The following is a 15,225-nucleotide window of genomic DNA, read 5'->3' as shown; positions in this document are numbered from 1 at the left end:
TGCTGTCTGGATTTATAATAATTCCAAAACATACGCATTGATTGTACTTCGATCCGACGGTAGATGGACCGCACGGCGCGTCATGCTGAAGACCGGCGCCGTCAAAGGTGGTTCATGAAACTCTCCCTCCCCCTCCTCGCAAGCGTCGCGACCTTCGCCCTCGGCCTGATCGCCGCCCCCGTTGCAGCCAATGCGCAAAGCGCCGACGGAATCGTGGTCTATAACGCCCAGCATGAGAGCCTGACGCAGGCCTGGGCCGATGCATTCACGGCCGAGACCGGCATCAAGGTCACGCTGCGCAATGGCAGCGATACCGAACTCGGAAACCAGATCGTCCAGGAAGGCGCCGCCTCGTCGGCCGACGTGTTTCTGACCGAAAACTCGCCCGCCATGGCCCTCGTCGACGCTGCCGGGCTGTTCGCGCCGCTCGATGCCGCGACGCTGGCGCAGGTGCCGGACAATTTCCGCCCCGCCGACGGCAAGTGGACCGGCATCGCCGCCCGCAGCACCGTCTTCGCCTATGACAAGACCAAGCTGAGCGAAGACCAGTTGCCGAAATCGCTGCTCGACCTTGCCGACCCGAGTTGGAAGGGCCGCTGGGCCGCCTCCCCCGGCGGCGCCGATTTCCAGGCGATCGTCGCCGCGCTGCTCGAGCTGAAGGGCGAAGAGGCCACGGCCGCCTGGCTGAAGGCGATGAAGGAGAACTTCACCGCCTACAAGGGCAACAGCACGGCCATGAAGGCCGTCAATGCCGGCCAGATCGAAGGCGCCGTCATCTATCACTATTACTGGTTCGGCGATCAGGCCAAGACCGGCGAGAACAGCAAGAACGTCGCGCTGCACTATTTCCGCAATCAGGATCCGGGCGCGTTCGTCAGCATTTCCGGCGGTGGCGTGCTCGCCTCGAGCAAGCATCCCGAAGAGGCGCAGGCCTTCGTCAAGTGGATCGCCGGCAAGGGTGGCCAGGACATATTGAAGACCGGAACCTCGTTCGAATACGCCGTCGGCAAGGGCGCGGACTCGAATCCCAAGCTCGTTCCCCTCGCCGATCTCCAGGCGCCGAAGGTCGAGCCGTCCACGCTCGACAGCAAGAAGGTCACGGACCTGATGACGGCGGCCGGCATCCTGTAATCCGGGCATAGTGCCCGACCATTCGGAAATGGCCTTGCGGGACCCTGCGCCCCGCAAGGCCAATTTGGTTGCTCGCGCGATGAGCGACCCGTTTTCGCCACGGTGCGACGTCATGACGAGATGCGGTCGCCGCATTCATCCCGATATTGAGACATGACGATGCACGGATCCGTTGAAACCATCCGGCCGGACGGGACCCCGATCCTGCTGCGGGTGCGGCCCTGGAGCCGACGCCCTGCCCCGCCCTGGATGGCGATCCTCGCGGTTCTCGTCTCGGCTGCCTCGCTGCTTCCGCTCGGCTTCGTCATCGGCGTCACCATCCAGACCGGATGGGCCACCGCGTCGGCCATGATCTTCCGGCCACGCGTCGGCGAGCTCATGGTCAATACCGTCCTGCTGGTGATCGCGACGGTGCCGATCTCGGCCGTGCTCGCTACGGCGCTCGCCTGGCTCACCGAGCGGACCGACCTGCCGGCGGCCCGGCTCTGGTCGTGGCTGGCCGTTGCGCCGCTTGCCGTGCCAGCCTTCGTCCAGAGTTATGCCTGGATCAGCCTTATCCCGAGCCTGCACGGCCTCGGCGCGGGCGTCCTGATCTCCGTGCTCGCCTATTTTCCGTTTCTCTATCTGCCGATCTCGGCCGCGATGCGCCGGCTCGATCCAGGCCTTGAAGACGCCGCCGCTTCGCTCGGTCATTCCCCTGCGCGCGTCTTCTTCCGCATCGTGCTGCCGCAATTGCGGCTCGCCATCCTCGGCGGCGCGCTTCTGGTCGCTCTGCACCTGCTGGCCGAATATGGCCTCTATGCCATGATCCGCTTCGATACCTTCACGACTGCGATCGTCGAGCAGTTCCAGTCGACGTTCAACGGCCCCGCCGCCAATATGCTGGCGGGTGTGCTGGTCATGTGCTGCCTGCTGCTCCTGACGCTCGAAGCCGGATTGCGAGGCCGTGAGCGCTATGCGCGCGTCGGCTCCGGTGCGGCGATGCGGGCCCGCCCCCTCCGGCTTGGCCGCGCGGCCTGGCCCTGCCTGCTGCTGCCACTGCTCGTCGCCTTCCTCTCCCTCGGCGTGCCGGCACTAACCCTGGCCCGCTGGCTCATCGCCGGCGGCGCGGAGATCTGGGACCTCGGCAGCATCGGCCTCGCGCTCGGCCAGACACTCTTCCTCGCCCTTGCCGGTGCGGCACTCGCCACAATGGCGGCGATCCCGATGGCCTGGCTTTCGATCCGCAGGCCCGGCCGGCTGCAGCGCCTGCTCGAGGGCTGCAACTATATCGTCGGCTCCCTGCCCGGCGTCGTCGTCGCCCTGGCTCTCGTGACCATTACGGTCCGCGTGGCCCTGCCGCTCTACCAGACGCTGTTCACGATCCTTGTCGCCTATGCGCTGATGTTCCTGCCCCGCGCGCTAATCAGCCTGCGCGCCAGCATGGCGCAGGCGCCTGTGGAGCTGGAGCAAGCAGCGGCGAGCCTGGGCCGCAGGCCGATCCATGTGCTCTGGTCCGTCACGATGCGCCTCGCCGCACCCGGCGCCGCGGCAAGCATGGCGCTGGTGTCGCTCGGGGTCTTCAACGAGTTGACGGCAACCCAGATGCTGGCGCCGAACGGCACGCGCACGCTCGCCATGGCGTTCTGGTCGCTGAGCGGCGAGATCGACTATGCCGCGGCGGCGCCCTATGCGCTGATCATGGTGCTGTTCTCAATGCCGCTGACCTGGCTCCTCTATGTGCAATCGCGACGGAGTGCAGGCCGATGAGCTTCCTGACGCTTCAAGCCATTCGCAAGCGCTACGGCGCAACGATGGCGCTTGATGGTATCGATCTCGGCGTCGAGCGCGGCAGTCGCACGGCCATTGTCGGGCCGTCCGGCTCGGGCAAGACGACGCTCCTGCGCATTATCGCCGGATCGGACACGCCCGATTCAGGCCGCCTGATGCTCGGCGGCGAAACCCTGGCCGATGGCGCCTCGTCGGTTCCCGCGTATCGTCGGGGCATCGGCATCGTGGCGCAGGACGGCGCGCTCTTCCCCCATCTCAGCATCGCCGAGAATATCGGCTTCGGCCTGCCACGGCGCGATTCCGGACGCGACGCACGCATTCGCGAACTGATGGCGATGGTGGAACTCGATCCGGCGCTGTTGCGGCGGCGGCCGGACCAGCTCTCCGGTGGCCAGCAGCAGCGCGTCGCGCTCGCTCGGGCGCTTGCCCCGCGACCGCGCCTCGTCTTGCTCGACGAGCCCTTCTCGGCCCTCGACACGGCGCTGCGCGCCAGCACCCGGAAGGCGGTATCGGATCTGCTGAGTGCCGCCGGCGTGACGACGATCCTCGTCACGCACGACCAGGCCGAAGCGCTCTCCTTCGCTGATCAGGTCGCGGTGATGCGGCAGGGCAAGTTGCTGCAGGTCGGTTCACCGCGCGAGCTCTATCTGCGGCCGAGCGATCCGATGGTCGCGTCGTTCCTGGGCGATGCCATCATTATTCCGGCGGAGATGGCAGATGGATGGGCGCGCTGCGCCCTTGGGATCGTTCGCGTCGGAGACCAACAACCAGTGTCGCCGGCCATGATCATGCTGCGCCCGGAACAGATCGGGCTCATGCCTGCCGAGCCATTGACTCAGCCGGCCACCGAACAGGACGTTTTCGCGCGCGTCGTCGAGACGGATTTTGGCGGCGCGCTTTGTACGATCACGCTCGAAGTCGAGAGAGGCGCATCGACCGCGAAGATACCGGGTGAGGCACCCGCCACGACGCGGTTCAGCCTGCCGCGTGCGCCGATGGAAACACCCGAGCCCGGCACCCTCATGCGCCTGATCATCAATGGACCGGGCCACATTCTCCCGAACGCGGTGGCCACGACGTCCAGCTTGCCACCCATCCGCTAGGCTGTCACATCGCCCAATCCGGCAAGAAGCGGCGCCAATTCGCCCAATGCGGGCGGAGGAGCGTGCGTTCTGTCATTGCTTGTTGGGGCCAACTCGCGTCTACTAGCGGCCTGACCGACCCACGGACGGGAGTGCAGTCGCCAGAGAAAGGCGTTACGTGCACAACCTGCATGCTCCGGCTGTCGTGTATTTCACCAAGAGTGAAGTCACCCGCGCGTTCGGAACACCCTCCCCGGCCATCCGCTCTCTGATCGAAGACTTGGCCGGCTCTCGCCGCTTGCAGGCCTGGATCGAGAGAGAGGCGACCGCATGGACGTGTCCGAAATCGCGGCCGTGACCACCGGCATGGGCCTGCCATGGCGCTGAACGCTGAACCGAATTGCCAATGTGCTGTGCCGTGTCTGGCGGCTTTCTGGAGAGACAACGTCGAATGACTGCCGCTTTTATTGACGACAAGCGCCTGATGCAGAGCCTTGGACGCTACCGCGAGCCGAGAACGGCACGCAGCATCTTCGAGCTGTCGGTCACCTTGTTGCCGCTTCTGGGAATCTGGCTCGCCATGTGGGTCCTGCTGGACGTGAGCTACTGGCTGACGCTACTGCTCGCCGCGCCGGCGGCCGCCTTCCTGATGCGGCTCTTCATGATCCAGCATGATTGCGGCCATGGCGCCTTCTTCCGCTGGCGCGCCGCCAATGACTGGGTCGGCCGGACGCTGGGCGTTCTGACCTTCACGCCCTACGCATTCTGGCGCAGGACGCATGCCGTCCATCACGCGGCGGTCGGCAATCTCGACCGGCGCGGCATGGGCGACATCGACACGCTGACGGTCGCCGAATATGCCGCGCTCGATCGCATGGGGCGGCTCAAATACCGCATCTATCGGAACCCGCTGGTGATCTTCGGCCTGATCCCGGGCTATCTCTTCCTGCTGCATTACCGGGTGCCGGTCGGCCTGATGCGCGCTGGTTATGAGCCTTGGGCGAGCACCATGGGCACGAATGTCGCCATTGCCGCCCTCGTCATTGGCTTGATCTGGCTTCTCGGCCTCGGACCCCTCCTGATGATCCAGGGGCCCGTTCTGCTGATCGCCGCGACGCTCGCCGTCTGGTTCTTCTACGTGCAGCACCAGTTCGAGGGCACGAAATGGGACCACGCCGAGGCATGGAACTTCCACGAGGCCGCGCTGCAGGGCAGTTCCCACTATGAGCTGCCCGGCCCGCTCGCCTGGTTCACCGGCAATATCGGCGTGCACCACGTGCACCATCTCTCGAGCCGGATTCCGTTCTATCGCCTCAGCGAAGTACTCGACGACCATCCGGAACTGGCGAGCGTCGGCCGCCTGACGCTGCTTCAGAGCTTTCGCTGCGCCACCCTGGCGCTCTGGGACGAGAAGGCTGGTCGCCTGATCTCGTTCCGGGAACTGAGACTGCGCAGCGCGTAGCCCCTTATGGGGCGCGGGTTCATGGGGCGCCGGCCCTGCCGGTCTATGCGACCAGATAGGCCGCGCCCGCGATGACGGCGAAGACAGCCGACGCCCTGACGCAGATTACGCCATAGCCCATGGCGAATTCGTGCCGATGGGCCGCGATATCGGTTCGCGGGCCCGTTTCGGCGGCTTGGCTCATCTCGGCCCGCCGGAAATGTTCGGCCGCGGTCCCTGCGACGACGGCGCAGATTGCGCCCGCCAGCGCCAGCGCCGCGAAGGCATGGAAGATCGACATCAACATTTGAAAAGTCCGATTTGGAACGGCAGGTCGGCCGGGACGGCTCACGCGGCTGCAAGAGTTGCGATGCCGGCGTGATCACAATGCAGCGGCAGTCATTTCAGTTCCGCTATCTCAGCTCTCGCCGTCGCCCGGATCAGCACTGTCCGCCGCGCCGCCTCCGGTCAGGCCAATCAGTCGCCCCGCCTCGCGGATAGACATGGCTTCTCCAGCACGACCGCGTGGTGCAGCGAAGTCGCGATCAGACCGTCGTCGATAGCCCTGTTGCACGACCCCTGTGCACACCGCGGGAGCATCCAGCCCGGCACAGCGACCGCGGATGCGGGAAGATACGATATGGCGACCGGAGCGACTGAGACGACGATCACGTTCGAACATCCGTTCATGATGTCGACCATCGGGCAGCTTCAACCCGCCGGCGAATATCGGCTCGTTACCGACGAGCAAGAGATTATCGGTCTTTCGTCTGTTGCCTTTTGCTGCACGGCGACGATTGCCGCCCGTGCGCGCCCAGAGCGTGGTCCTTCTTCCTCACTCGACAGAACCGAGACTATCTTGCCTCAAGCGACACTTCCGAACCGCGAGGCGCTCCATCTGCGGCCTGATCCCGGCCGCGTCATCCTGCCCGACGCCGTCTCCGACACATTCTCGAATGTCGCCACGCCGAAAATCTCGGCTCTGCTCGCATCAATGACGGAGGTCGCGGCGGCGAGCAGCTCGCAGCCCTCACGCCAGGCTCCGAACCATCGTGTTCAGACTGGCCGGATGCAATGCCCGTGGCGCTTCGCATCCGGCCTGATCCAAAACTGTCTAGCCCTGCAAGTTTCAGGGCTTCTGAAGCGCTGCCTCGATCGCGTCGGAGAGGATGTCCAGTCCGCGATCGATCTCGGCGTCGGAAACCGTCAGGGGCGGCGCGATACGGAAGACGCCGCCCATGCCGGGCAGCTTGACGATGTTCATGCTCAGGCCGCGGAGCATCGCCTGTTCCATGATCTCGGCGCCCAGCTCGAATCCCGGAGCCTTGGTCTGCCGGTCGGTCACGATTTCCAGACCGAGCAGGAGGCCACGTCCCCGGACATCTCCAACGCACTCGAACCTCTGCTTGAGCATGAGCAGGCCCTCGCGCAGCCTATCGCCGCGCATGACCGCCTGCTCGACCAGACCGTCACGCTCGATCACGTCGAGCACGGTTACGCCGACCGCGGCCGGGAGCGGATCGGAGGCGTGCGTCGTGTAGAAGAGGTACCCCTTCTCAAACGCCTTCTGCTCGATCTCGGCCGAGGTCATGACCGCAGCAAGCGGCAGGCCTGCGCCGAGCGTCTTCGACAGCGTCATGATGTCGGGCGTGACACCGTCGCGCTGGAAGGCGAACATATGTCCCGTGCGGCCCACGCCCGTCTGGGCCTCGTCGAGGATCAGCAGCATGCCACGCTCGGCGCATTTGCCCTTCAGCGCGGCGAGATAGCCGGGCGGAAGCTCCAGAATGCCGCCGCTCGAGAGGATCGGCTCAGCAATAAAGGCCGCCAGATTGCCGGTCGACTGCCGGTCGATCAGTTCGAACGCGTCGTCGAGTTCGGCCTGCCAATCGTTCGAGCCGTCAGGATGCCTGAAGCGCGGGCGGTAGGCGTTCGGCGCCGGAATGACGAATGAGCCAGCCGCGGCGGGCCCATAGCCCCGGCGGCCGGCGCTATAGGTGGCGGACGCCGCGGCTCCGGTCATGCCGTGCCAGCTCTGGGCGAAGGCGACGATCTCGTGCCCGCCTGTCACTAGCTTCGCCATGCGGATCGCCGCCTCGTTCGATTCGCCGCCCGTCGTGAGGAGTTGAACGCGGTCGAGGCCGGGCGCCAACGTGGCGAGACGCGAGGCGAGTTCCACGACCGGACGCGTCAGCATGCCGCTGAAGAGATGCGCCACCGACGCCATCTGTTTCTGGACCGCGGCTACGATATCGGGATGCGTATGGCCGAGAACGGCGCTCATCTGGCCCGAGGTGAAATCCAGTATCGCCCGCCCATCGGCATCATAGACGAAGCTGCCCTCGGCCCGCTCGACGATGATCGATTCGAAACTGGGTCCATAGCGCGTCAGATGCTTGTTGGCAGAGGCCCAGAATGCGGGATCGGCGTTCATCGACATGGCATCACCTTCTTGGCAGCGTCTATCCAACGGCTACAGGCCCTTGCCCTTCCAGGCCAATTGATATTGCTTTAATCCGATATCAACCGGATTGATGCTGTGCGGCTCCTCGATCTCCCCCTGCTGCGAAACTTCATCATTGTCGCCCGCACCGGATCGATCAGCCTCGCCGCGCAACAAGTCGGACGCACCCAATCGGCGCTGAGCATGCAGATGCATCGCCTGGAGGAATTGATCGGGCAGCCGCTCCTCCATCGCAGCGGGTCGGGCGTGCGGCTCACGGCTGCGGGCGAGAGATTCCTGGCTCATGCGGAATCCCTTATGGCCAGACATGACGAGATCCTGGCCGATATGGGTGGATCGGGGCTCAGAGGCTCGGTCAGCCTCGGCTGTCCCGAGGATTATTCCATCGCCTTCCTGCCCGACCTGCTGCGCGGCTTCTGCGCACTCCATCCCGACGTCGAATTGCACATGGTCTGCGCGCCGACCCCGAGCCTCCGCCCGATGCTGCATCGGCGGCAGATCGATATGGCGCTTGTGTCGCTATCCGACCCAGAGAGCAGCGACGTCATCCGCAAGGAGAGCTTCGTCTGGGTCGCGGATGCGGTGGAGCCTGACAGTCTCGGCCATGCCAGCCTGCCGCTGGCGCTGTCCGCGCCGACGACGCTCGATTATCGGGCGGCCTGCGAGGCCATGGAGTCGGTCAACCGCCGCTATCGGGTCGCCTTCGCGAGCAACAGCCTCGCCGGCCTGATCGCCATCGCCCGATCAGGCCACGCGATCAGTGTCCTGACACGAACCGCCGTTCCGCCCGATCTCCATATCGTCTCGGCCGGATTGCCGCCGCTTCCGACGATCGGCATCGCGCTGGAATTCGCCGAACCGCGACCATCCCCCGCCGCCAAAGCCCTCGGCGACCACATCCGCAAGGTGCTCCCGGAGTTGTAGGGCAGCGCTTGGTCCGAACAACTCACCCCCCTTCTGATCACGGAGCGCAGGCATTTGCCTCCCCAATCGAACGGCAATGGGGGCTCAATGCCCAACGTCAGGGGCGCATCCGGCGGCACTCAGGCTCGCTGGGTCGCAAGGAGCTGGCTACCGCTCAGCGGCCGCTCCAGACCCAGATTTTCGCGCAGCGTCTCACCTTCATAGGCCGTGCGGAAGAGGCTGCGACGTTGGAGTTCGGGGACGACCGTGTCGACGAAGTCGCTGAGGCCGGAGGGCTGGATCGGCGGCATGATGTTGAAGCCGTCCGCGGCACCCTCGGTGAACCACTCCTCCAGGAGATCGGCAACATCGTTTGCGGTACCGACGATCTGGTAATGCCCCCGGGCGCCCGCGATGGCCTTGTAGAGTTCGCGGATCGTGAGTTGCCGGTCGTGAGCGAGATCGGAGACCAGCTTGAACCGGCTCTTGACGGTTTCCGACTCCGGCAAATCCGGCAAGGGTCCGTCGAGCGGATAGGATGAAAGATCGACGCCGCCGAGAAGCCCCGAGGCGAGCGCGAGCCCGACCACCGGATCAATAAGGTCCTGGATCGCGTCGTACTTGTCCTCGGCTTCGGCCTGCGTCCGGCCGATTACCGGGAATATGCCCGGCATGATCTTCAGCCCGCCGGGCGAGCGGCCGAAGCGCGCGAGGCGGCCTTTCAGATCGCTATAGAACCGCTTCGCCGAACCGATATTCGCGTGTGCAGTGAATACGACCTCGGCCGTCTCCGCCGCGAGATCCTGGCCGGCATCGGAGGACCCCGCCTGAACGATGACAGGGTGGCCCTGTGGCGGACGGGCGACATTGAGTGGGCCCCGCACCTGAAAATGACGTCCAATATGGTTCGCCACATGGATCTTGTCGCGATCGATCGCGATGCCGCTCGCCTTGTCGGCGACGAAGGCGTCGTCGTCATAGGAATCCCAGAGCTTCTTGACTACGGTGACGAATTCGAGCGCGCGGTCATAGCGCTCGGCATGGTTCAGGTGGCGGTCGCGGCTGAAATTGGCGGCGGCACCCGGATCGGCCGAGGTGACGACATTCCAACCGGCCCGCCCGCCGCTCAGATGATCGAGCGAGGCAAAGACGCGAGCCATATGGAAGGGATCGTCATAGGTCGTCGAAGCAGTGGCGACGAGGCCGATATGCTCGGTCAGCGCCGAGAGCGCGGAGAGAAGCGTCAGCGGCTCGAAATGGGCGACATGCCCCGTCCGCTCGAAGGTCGCGATCGGCTGGTCGCCATTGCGCGCCACCAGGCTGTCAGCGAGAAAGGCCATGTCGAACAGCCCGCGCTCAGCCGTCCGAGCCCCTTCTGCATAATGCTTCAGGCTGAGGCCGGGATTGGCCGGCACATCGGGATGGCGCCACGCCGCGACATGATGGCCCGGCCCGCGCAGGAAGGCGCCGAGCCTGATTTTCCGTTGGTCCGACATTGCACGCTGCTCCCATCTGCCAATGGTGCAATGCTTAGCGCCATTCACGCACAGGCGCGCGAAGCTGGCCTTCGCGGGTGGCGAAAATATTGTTCTTTGACAGAGCCTTAGCGCGACTGGCCAAGTCGTCTGCATACGATGCCGCTCGTGCCGGCTTCAATCCTGTCGGAGAACTCCATGTCGAACGGCGCCGCCCCCCGCTCCATCATCATCATCGGCGGCGGCTTCGCCGGAACGGTGACGGCGATCAAGCTTCTGGACCGGGCAAGAGCGCCGCTCGCCATCACCATCATCGAGCGCCGCGTTGAACTGGGCCGTGGCGTCGCCTACGGCACCACCGACCCGGTCCATCTGCTGAACGGCCCCGCCCGCATCTTCGGCCTCCATCCCGATCGGCCCGACCATCTGGTCGACTGGCTGCGGCAGCACGGTGCGGCGCATGGCTGGGCCGTTCCCGACGACATCCATGAAAGCAGTGCGCCGCGCTGGCTCTATGGCAGCTATCTCCAGTCCGAGCTCGAGCGCGCACAGCGAGAGGCAGGGGGCCGCGCCAGCTTTCGCCATGTGCAGGGCTCCGCCATATCGATCAGGCAGATCGATGGAAGGGCAGAGGTCAAGCTCGACGGCGGCGAAACCCTTGTCGCCAATCGCGTCGTCCTTGCGCTCGGCGTGTTTCAATCGGCCCTTCGCCCGCAGGAGGCGGCGATCGCCGATCATCCGCGTTTCGTCCGCGATCCCTGGGATCGCGCCGCCATAGACCGGCTCACCAATGCAAGGGAGGTACTGCTCATTGGATCGAGCCTCAGCATGGTCGATGTCGTCGCGAGCCTGGAGAGCCGCGGCTATGCCGGTTGCTATCAGGTCGTCTCGCGGCGAGGCCAGTTCATCGAACCCCGACGCACGACCGAGGTATGGCCGAGCTTTCTCGTGCCGGGCTCCTTCCCGACGACGGCCAAGGCGCTTCTTGCGGCCGTCAAGGCCGAGCGACGCGCAATCTCGGCGATCGGCGAGGATTGGCAACGGCTCCCGCTCGCCATTCGCCCGCATGTGCTGGCGCTCTGGCAGGGCGCGGACGCCGCCGAACAGAGGCGCTTCGCGCGGCATCTGCGCGCCTTCTGGGATGTCGCGCTGCACCGGGCAGCGCCGCCGTCGGGCGCCGTTGTGGACAACGTCATCCGAGAGGGGCGGCTCACGCGCGGTGCCGGCCGCGTCACATCGCTCGACGCGATCGGTAGCCGATTGGCTGCCACGATCCGCTGGCGTCACAACGGTGCGGTAGAAGAACGTGCCTTCGACGGTGTCATCGACTGCCGTGGCCATCAGGAACATGATTGGACACGGATCGACGATCCGCTCGTCCGCAACCTCGTCGCGGAGGGGATCGTTCGTCCCCATGCCACCGGCTTCGGCATCGACGCCACGAGGCAGGGGCTCGTGATCGACGGGCGCGGCCATGTCCAGCCGAACATCCTCGCCATCGGCCATCCGTTTCGCGGCGTCGCCTGGGAGTCGAGTTCGATCGGCGAACAGCTTGCGCAGGCCATCGCGCTTGCTGAGCAGATCCTGCCGGTCGAGTCCTATGAACCTATCCCGGCTTGAGTCGAATCGACATTCGTCCGATCATGCGGCGCTTAGTGGTAGCAGCGCTCTCCGCGCCTTGGCGCCCTGCTTCCAAACGCGCTCCTCACACGGCCATTGCGTATCCCAGCGCTCTGTGAGCACCGCCCGCCAGACGCAGTTTGGCCCCGGCGCCCGCCCGAAAGCCGGGATGCGCCGGGACCCAGATTGCTACAACGAGATCAGGCCGCGTTAGGATCGATATAGGCGTCGGCGAAGCTGCCGGAGAGCCCCTCCCCGCCCGGTGCGTAGTTCTTCACGGTCTTCTTGGAAACGATGATGGTAGGCGGCGCGATCAGATTGATGATCGGCAGCTCCTGCGCGATGATCTCCTGGAACTTGAAGAAGAGCGCCTTGCGCTTGGTTTCATCGAGCTCAATGGCGGCTGCCTCGAGGATGGCGTCGACCTCGGGATTGGCGTAGTGGGTGCCGTTCGAGAAGGGCAGGCCCTTCTTGATGTTCTTCGACCAGTAGAGACGTTGTGCGCCGGCACTCGGGTCGAAGATATTGCCGCAGGACTCGGTCGAGAGATCCCATGCGCCATCGGTGTAGATCGTCTTCACATAGGTGCCGAAGTCGAACTTCTGGATTTCGGCGTCGATGCCGATCTTGGCGAGCGCCTGCTTCAGGAAGTCGGAATAGCCTGAAGGGTTGTAGGGATTGTTGGTGAGCCGCAGCTTGAAGCGGAAGCCATCGGCGCCGCGCTTGTAGCCGGCCTCGTCGAGAATCTTGTCCGAAAGCGCGGGATCGAATGTCGCCGCCTTGACGTCGGGATCGAAATATTTGGTGTTCACCACGCTGATCGGCGTCGGCGAGACCTGACCATAGCCGTAGAAGACGATATTGTTGAGTTGCTCAAGGTTGATCGCATGGGCGATCGCCTGACGAACCTTCTGATCCTTCAGGTAGTTGTTCTCCAGATTGATGATCAGCTGGTGCAGCGGACCGCTATAGGCAAACACCGTCGTATCGACGACGAATTGCGGCAGGGCCTTGAAGCGTTCCAGATCGCCAAACGAGACCGGGTTCGGGCCGATATCGACCTCGCCAGCTTCCAGTGCCGCCGCGCGTGCGCCAGGATCGGTGATGAAGCGGAAGATGATGCGGTCGAGATGGGGGCGCGGCGCATCCCAATAGGTCGGGTTGCGTTCGACGAGGATGTGGCTGCCCTTGACCCATTCCTTCAGCACGAACGGTCCGCTGCCGATGATCTGCTCATAGGCGGGATCGTCCGTCGGCTTCAGCGCCTCGAAGATGTGCTTCGGCACGATCGGCGACTCGGTAGCCGCGAGCGCGGAGAGGATCGGGGCCGACGGCTTCGACAGCGTGATCTTGACGATATGCGGGTCCGACGTGTCGATATTCGTCACGTTCTGGAAGGTGATACGGCCGCGTGGATGCGCCTCGCGCAGGCGCGATATCGAGAAGGCGACGTCTTCCGAGGTCAGATCATGGCCGTCGCTGAATTTCACACCCTCGCGCAGCTTGAAGGTCAGTTCCAGCCCATCGGGGCTGACCGACCATTCCTTGGCGAGAGCCGGCTTCGGATTGAGATTGTAGTCATAAGCGAGCAGTCCGTCGAAGATCTTCGGACCGATCGTCGCCGGGCCGCCGGCGCTGGTGTTGATCGCGACAATCTGGTTGGGCTCGGGATAATAGACGAAGTTGAGCGTCCCGCCTGTCGTCGGCTTGCTCTCTTCGGCGAAGGCGTGAAACGGCAGCGCCGTGCTGGCACCGGCAAGAAACAGCATCTGGTTGAAGAGCCGTCGGGTGATCGTCATTGCTTGCTCCGAACCTTTGTTCAAATCGAAGCGTCCAGACTAGGAGGGCATCCAGACGCGATCAGCAGAGCGTGCAGACGATCAAGCAGGAAACGAAGTTCATTTTTCTATCGCGCTGGAATAGATCGGCTTTCTGAGATTCGCATTCTTGCAATCGCGATCAATCTAAAGATCATTTACCGCCGCCTCGCGCCGCGCTGATCGATAATGCTTCCAGAACTCTGTGACGCAGAATAATGGTCAACCACACCTGCCCCGCATCGCCCATTTCAGAGCGGCCAGGCCGCATCTCACGGCGGCCCGCATAGGAGCCATTGGCCGAGCAGGGATTCGGTCGTGGGGCAGGAACGAAAGCGAACTAAAAACGACTAATTTGATCAACTAAATGGACAACTTGCGTCGAGCAGATTTCCTTTCTCAATTTCGGTGCGTTTCGAGGACGGAAAGTCTCGTTCGCCATCGATCGTGACATGGGCGGCCTCGTCAGGTCGCGGCCTCTCATGCTGCAATGCGCCCATGAACAAGGTGTACGCATTTCGCTCCCGACAGCTCCAGCCGACCTTGGCGCGCTTGCCGCCGCTGACGTCGCTGCGTGCCTTCGTGGCCGCTGCGCGCCATCTGAGCTTCACCCAGGCAGCCGACGAACTCCACGTCACGTCCGCAGCCATCGGCCAGCAGATTCGCCTGCTCGAAGACCATCTCGGGCAGGCATTGTTCCATCGCAACCGCGGCAAGCTGCAACTGACCGAGGCCGGGCTCGCCTTGATGCCCGGCCTCACCAGCGCCTTCGAGGCCGTCGTCGAATCCGTGGCACGGCTCTCGGGCTATGAGGACGACGCGCCGCTCAAGGTCTCCGTGCCGCCCTCCTTCGCCGGTCGCTGGCTGCTGCCGCGCCTCGACGCGCTGAAACAAGCGGCACCGGATCTTGAAATCGTCGTCGATGCCTCCGCCGATCATGTCGATCTCGCCTCCGAAGACATGGACTGCGTGATCCGCTACGGCACCGGCTCGTTTCCGGGCCTCACCGTGGAGCGCCTGTTCGCGGAGGCGGTCGCACCCGTCTGCAGCCCGGCCTTCGCCCATGCCCACGGCCTTCACCGCGGCCCGGAAGCGCTGCGTGGCGCGCCGGTCATTCACGATGACGGGCCGGAGCGCGATCCGACCTGCCCGGATTGGCCGAGCTGGCTCCGTTCAGCCGGATTGCCGGGACAATTGGTCTCCGGCGGCCTCCGGCTCAACCAGTCCTCGCTCGTGCTTGACGCCGCGATCGCCGGCCAGGGCATAGCCCTCGGCAAGCTGCGTCTCGCCGAAGGTGACATCGAGGCCGGACGGCTGGTGCAGCCCCTCGGCCCGCCACGGCAGGTCGAGTTCTCCTATTTCTTTGCGGCCTTGCCGCACAAGGCCAAGCTCGCCCGCGTCGACCTGTTCCGCAGTTGGCTGCTCGCCGAGGCCCGCGCGCTCCGCGCCCTCGACCAGGCGCCCCCACCCTTCGAGCGGCCAGTTCCCGCCCTCGCCCATCATTGATCGCCAAGACCCATCG

The 15,225-nt window shown here is 64.7% G+C and carries 11 protein-coding genes; 7 read left to right on the top strand and 4 right to left on the bottom strand.

Going from position 1 to position 15,225, the window contains the following annotated elements; all coding sequences use genetic code 11:
- Positions 1-114 precede the first annotated feature (114 nt).
- From QO014_RS03255 to QO014_RS03240, 4 genes are all read left to right on the top strand, one after another.
- Complete coding sequence (locus tag QO014_RS03255; protein WP_266347204.1) at positions 115-1,131, top strand: iron ABC transporter substrate-binding protein; 1,017 nt, start codon at positions 115-117, stop codon at positions 1,129-1,131.
- Between the two features lie 159 nt (positions 1,132-1,290).
- Positions 1,291-2,880 carry an ABC transporter permease gene (locus QO014_RS03250; protein WP_266347203.1) on the top strand — a complete coding sequence of 530 codons (1,590 nt, stop codon included), beginning with the start codon at positions 1,291-1,293 and terminating at the stop codon, positions 2,878-2,880.
- On the top strand, positions 2,877-4,004 hold the full coding sequence (locus QO014_RS03245) for an ABC transporter ATP-binding protein (RefSeq protein WP_266347202.1): 1,128 nt from the start codon (positions 2,877-2,879) through the stop codon (positions 4,002-4,004). Before QO014_RS03250 ends, QO014_RS03245 begins: the two co-directional genes overlap by 4 nt.
- Positions 4,005-4,434: 430 nt before the next feature.
- On the top strand, positions 4,435-5,445 hold the full coding sequence (locus QO014_RS03240) for a fatty acid desaturase (RefSeq protein WP_266347201.1): 1,011 nt from the start codon (positions 4,435-4,437) through the stop codon (positions 5,443-5,445).
- Between the two features lie 43 nt (positions 5,446-5,488).
- Here QO014_RS03240 and QO014_RS03235 read toward each other — a convergent pair whose 3' ends face one another.
- Together QO014_RS03235 and QO014_RS03230 are read right to left on the bottom strand one after the other, a co-directional pair.
- Positions 5,489-5,731: a hypothetical protein gene (locus QO014_RS03235; protein ID WP_266347200.1), complete on the bottom strand. Its 243-nt coding sequence runs from the start codon at positions 5,729-5,731 to the stop codon at positions 5,489-5,491.
- 822 nt (positions 5,732-6,553) lie between these two features.
- The gene (locus QO014_RS03230) at positions 6,554-7,864 is read right to left on the bottom strand and encodes an aspartate aminotransferase family protein (RefSeq protein ID WP_266347199.1); all 1,311 of its coding nucleotides are present in this window, start codon (positions 7,862-7,864) and stop codon (positions 6,554-6,556) included.
- Between the two features lie 99 nt (positions 7,865-7,963).
- On the opposite strand from QO014_RS03230, the gene QO014_RS03225 reads away from it, so the two are divergent.
- A complete protein-coding gene (locus QO014_RS03225) occupies positions 7,964-8,812 on the top strand; it encodes a LysR family transcriptional regulator (protein WP_266347198.1) in 849 nt (282 codons plus the stop codon).
- A 119-nt stretch (positions 8,813-8,931) separates the two neighbouring features.
- Here QO014_RS03225 and QO014_RS03220 read toward each other — a convergent pair whose 3' ends face one another.
- Positions 8,932-10,287: an LLM class flavin-dependent oxidoreductase gene (locus QO014_RS03220; RefSeq protein WP_266347197.1), complete on the bottom strand. Its 1,356-nt coding sequence runs from the start codon at positions 10,285-10,287 to the stop codon at positions 8,932-8,934.
- A gap of 177 nt (positions 10,288-10,464) precedes the next feature.
- Between QO014_RS03220 and QO014_RS03215 the strand changes: the two genes are divergently transcribed.
- A complete protein-coding gene (locus QO014_RS03215) occupies positions 10,465-11,886 on the top strand; it encodes an FAD/NAD(P)-binding protein (RefSeq protein WP_266347196.1) in 1,422 nt (473 codons plus the stop codon).
- A 200-nt stretch (positions 11,887-12,086) separates the two neighbouring features.
- Here the strand turns inward: QO014_RS03215 and QO014_RS03210 are convergent, their stop codons facing one another.
- Complete coding sequence (locus tag QO014_RS03210; RefSeq protein WP_266347195.1) at positions 12,087-13,685, bottom strand: ABC transporter substrate-binding protein; 1,599 nt, start codon at positions 13,683-13,685, stop codon at positions 12,087-12,089.
- A 516-nt stretch (positions 13,686-14,201) separates the two neighbouring features.
- Between QO014_RS03210 and gcvA the strand changes: the two genes are divergently transcribed.
- Positions 14,202-15,209: a transcriptional regulator GcvA gene (gene gcvA / locus QO014_RS03205; RefSeq protein ID WP_266347194.1), complete on the top strand. Its 1,008-nt coding sequence runs from the start codon at positions 14,202-14,204 to the stop codon at positions 15,207-15,209.
- The last annotated feature ends 16 nt before the right edge of the window (positions 15,210-15,225 follow it).

It is taken from the genome of Kaistia dalseonensis, assembly GCF_030814715.1.
In the GTDB taxonomy this organism is placed as follows: Bacteria; Pseudomonadota; Alphaproteobacteria; order Rhizobiales; family Kaistiaceae; genus Kaistia; species Kaistia dalseonensis.
This window is presented reverse-complemented; position numbering and strand designations above follow the sequence as displayed.

Excerpts from the sequence above, each read along its gene's own strand:
- QO014_RS03245 (WP_266347202.1), top strand. The coding sequence starts at position 2,877 with ATGAGCTTCCTGACGCTTCAAGCCATTCGCAAGCGCTACGGCGCAACG.
- QO014_RS03240 (WP_266347201.1), top strand. The coding sequence starts at position 4,435 with ATGACTGCCGCTTTTATTGACGACAAGCGCCTGATGCAGAGCCTTGGA.
- QO014_RS03215 (WP_266347196.1), top strand. The coding sequence starts at position 10,465 with ATGTCGAACGGCGCCGCCCCCCGCTCCATCATCATCATCGGCGGCGGC.
- QO014_RS03235 (WP_266347200.1), bottom strand. The coding sequence starts at position 5,731 with ATGTTGATGTCGATCTTCCATGCCTTCGCGGCGCTGGCGCTGGCGGGC.
- QO014_RS03250 (WP_266347203.1), top strand. The coding sequence starts at position 1,291 with ATGCACGGATCCGTTGAAACCATCCGGCCGGACGGGACCCCGATCCTG.
- QO014_RS03230 (WP_266347199.1), bottom strand. The coding sequence starts at position 7,864 with ATGTCGATGAACGCCGATCCCGCATTCTGGGCCTCTGCCAACAAGCAT.
- gcvA (WP_266347194.1), top strand. The coding sequence starts at position 14,202 with ATGAACAAGGTGTACGCATTTCGCTCCCGACAGCTCCAGCCGACCTTG.
- QO014_RS03255 (WP_266347204.1), top strand. The coding sequence starts at position 115 with ATGAAACTCTCCCTCCCCCTCCTCGCAAGCGTCGCGACCTTCGCCCTC.
- QO014_RS03220 (WP_266347197.1), bottom strand. The coding sequence starts at position 10,287 with ATGTCGGACCAACGGAAAATCAGGCTCGGCGCCTTCCTGCGCGGGCCG.
- QO014_RS03210 (WP_266347195.1), bottom strand. The coding sequence starts at position 13,685 with ATGACGATCACCCGACGGCTCTTCAACCAGATGCTGTTTCTTGCCGGT.